We start from the raw sequence: 2,543 nt of genomic DNA, 5'->3' as shown, positions 1-2,543 counted from the left end.
GCCAGCCCACCCGTCAGTGACGCGACAAAGTGTCGGCAGCGGAAATGGCTCGGAGCGACGATTCCAGTCTCAGCGCCACCAAGAGTTCACCTCTTCGGGTGGATACCGACACCCCGAGCTTGTCCTCGATGGTCCGGAGGCGGTAGGACACAGTCCGTTCATGGACGTGCAGCAGTTTGGCGGCCTTCACCGCACTGCTACCCGTGTCGAAGTACGCCGTCAACGTTTCTCGTAGAACGCCGGAACGGGGATCGTGAAGGTCGAGAGGCCCCAGCTGTTGTTGGACGAAGTCCCGAGCCGCTTGAAAGTCCCGCATGAACAGCGCCTCGAGTGCAACGTCGGAATACCAGGTCAGGGCCGATTTGGTCCACCGGCCCACTCGATAGGCTCTCCACGCCTGATGGTGACTCGTACGGAAGCCGGTCAATCCGGCGTTGGGTTTGCCGAAGGACACGAACGTGTCGTTTCGCAAGCGAAGCTTGGAGGCGATACCGGATCTGATCTCTTCTTCGTTCTGCGATACAGCGAACCAGACCAGTCGAGCGCCAGATGTGCCCGCTACGTCGAGAACGTGCGTCGAGCGGAGGACTCCCGCGACGCTTTCGGTAGTTTCCAATGGGGCGTCACCCCACACGACCGCGGCGATCGAAGGATTTGCGACGGGAAACGGGATAAGGTGTGTGTCGTCGGTTTCTCCCGCAATCACCTCTCTGAGTAAGGCGCGTAGTTGCCGATCGGTCGCGTGGAAGAAAAACGAATCCCGAGCTTCCTGGTAGGCAGACACCACGGCTGTCAGCATGGTTTCGTTCCATTCGAACTGGAATTCCGCGACTCGTTCTTGCACGGTGACCTGCTCGGCCTCGTTCGGAATCAACCGGACGATTTCCGTCAACAAGACATCGAGAATGGCTGCCTGCGCGACGCGGTATGTCCGCACCAACAGGTTCAGGTCGATGCCCGCCTGCGCGACGGCCCTGGCTTCCTCCTGTGCGTCTTCCACTGCCGCAATTGCTGGTTCACTCGCTCCTCGGATGCCTTCGACCAACGAGCGCAACGCGGCCGCGATTCTACCTGTCTCGCTGACAGCGAGGGCAGGGTCGACGTCGGCGGAGAACTCCGGGAGATCGTTGCGGAGGCGACGGCGCACCAGGTCCGTCAGCTCGGGCAGCCGGTCTGCCAAAGCTTCGGCAACGAAAGTTGTCTTGTCCTCGCTGATCATTTCAGAACCTTATCCCTAGGCAGTCGGCCTCACACCCAGAGTCTTCATGTCCGGCCGCTCAGGAAGTGGCATCCCCGTCGCTTGCGGTTAACCTTGACATATGTCGATCGATAACGGGCTTCGTGACCTCGTCGACGCGGCGCACCTCAAATTGCCGGAAATTTTCTCGGAGATCCGTCAACGATTGGAATCGAGCGCTGACGCGGCTGTGCGTCGACGCTTCGGCCGCATCGAGAGTGAAGCCGTGACCGCATCTCTGAACGACGTCTTGTCGTACATTGGGGACGCCACACGAACGCGAACCAGGATGTCCAACGAGTCGCTGCGCGAGGTGCAAGCCTCGGTGCATGCCGGCGAGGCTCTACAGGAGTTGCTTCGGGAATCAAGATTGGCGCAAGCCGTGACCTGGAAGTACCTCGTCTACACAGCGTATGAAGTGATCGACGATGCGGACGTGCGCGTCGCTGTTCTGCGTCATGCCAGCGCGCGGCATTTCGAATGGAACGATCTCGTCTCGGCCGCCATCATGGAGGCCTGGCAACAGGCCAGTGCTGTGTTCGCAGTACAGAGCAATGAAAGAAAGAAGGTCGCAACGGTCGAGGCGCTCCTGGCGGGCCTGCCGGTCTCGACGGAAATCCTCAATTACCAGGTAGGTGGGACGCACCTCGCTGCATCGGTGTGGTCCGGTTCGCCCGAGGGCGCTGCTCGGGCTATTGGGTCGCACGTCGGGGTTCGTCCATTAGTCGTCACCTACCCAGAGGGCCACGGCTCGATCTGGATCCCGTGGCCTCGGCGCGTCACTCCACAGTGGACAGACTTGTCGGGGATCGTATTCGCTGGCGACGTCCGGATCGCCTACGGCGCGGTTCACTCGGGCTTGGATGGGTTCAGCACAAGCCACCGTCAGGCACTAGAAGCCAAAAGCGTTGCAAACGCGCTTGGATTGAACCGCGTCTGGTACGACGACGTGGTACTGGAGAGTCTTGCCTTACGTGACCTGGCGGCGACCGTTGATTTCGTCGAAGAAGAGTTGGGTCCGCTGGGCGGAACGAACGACAAAAAGAATGTTCTACTCGAAACGCTGCGCGAGTATTTTCTGTGCAGCGAGAATGCTGTTCTCACCGCGGAGGCGCTGGGGGTCCACCCGAGAACAGTGGCGTATCGGTTGAAGTCGGCGGAGGCCAAGCTCGGTGCGGAGGGACTGCACCGAGGTGAGTTCGCAGTAGCGCTGCGCCTGGCGGGTTTGGTGGGTTCGATGCGGGACGGAGGTTCTGGTGTCGTGGTGAGCAATCCGGGCCTGCCGGCTCCGTCGTTGTAGACGGAA

At 60.7% G+C, this 2,543-nt stretch carries 2 protein-coding genes; one reads left to right on the top strand and one right to left on the bottom strand.

Features of this window, described 5'->3' with window-relative positions:
* Positions 1-13 precede the first annotated feature (13 nt).
* Entirely contained in the window at positions 14-1,219 is a 1,206-nt protein-coding gene (locus RFA01S_RS27210; RefSeq protein WP_032407989.1) for a PucR family transcriptional regulator, read from the bottom strand.
* A 100-nt stretch (positions 1,220-1,319) separates the two neighbouring features.
* Here RFA01S_RS27210 and RFA01S_RS27205 point away from each other — a divergent pair, with 100 nt between their 5' ends.
* Positions 1,320-2,537, top strand: coding sequence for a PucR family transcriptional regulator (locus RFA01S_RS27205; protein WP_032407990.1), 1,218 nt, complete (start codon positions 1,320-1,322; stop codon positions 2,535-2,537).
* The last annotated feature ends 6 nt before the right edge of the window (positions 2,538-2,543 follow it).

The organism is Rhodococcoides fascians NBRC 12155 = LMG 3623, from assembly GCF_001894785.1.
GTDB lineage: Bacteria > Actinomycetota > Actinomycetes > Mycobacteriales > Mycobacteriaceae > Rhodococcoides > Rhodococcoides fascians.
The sequence above is the reverse complement of the archived record's forward strand: the minus strand, read 5'-3'. Positions and strand labels throughout refer to the sequence as shown.

What these genes read in the sequence shown, in the direction of transcription:
- RFA01S_RS27205 (WP_032407990.1), top strand. Translation starts at nt 1,320, where the DNA reads ATGTCGATCGATAACGGGCTTCGTGACCTCGTCGACGCGGCGCACCTC.
- RFA01S_RS27210 (WP_032407989.1), bottom strand. Translation starts at nt 1,219, where the DNA reads ATGATCAGCGAGGACAAGACAACTTTCGTTGCCGAAGCTTTGGCAGAC.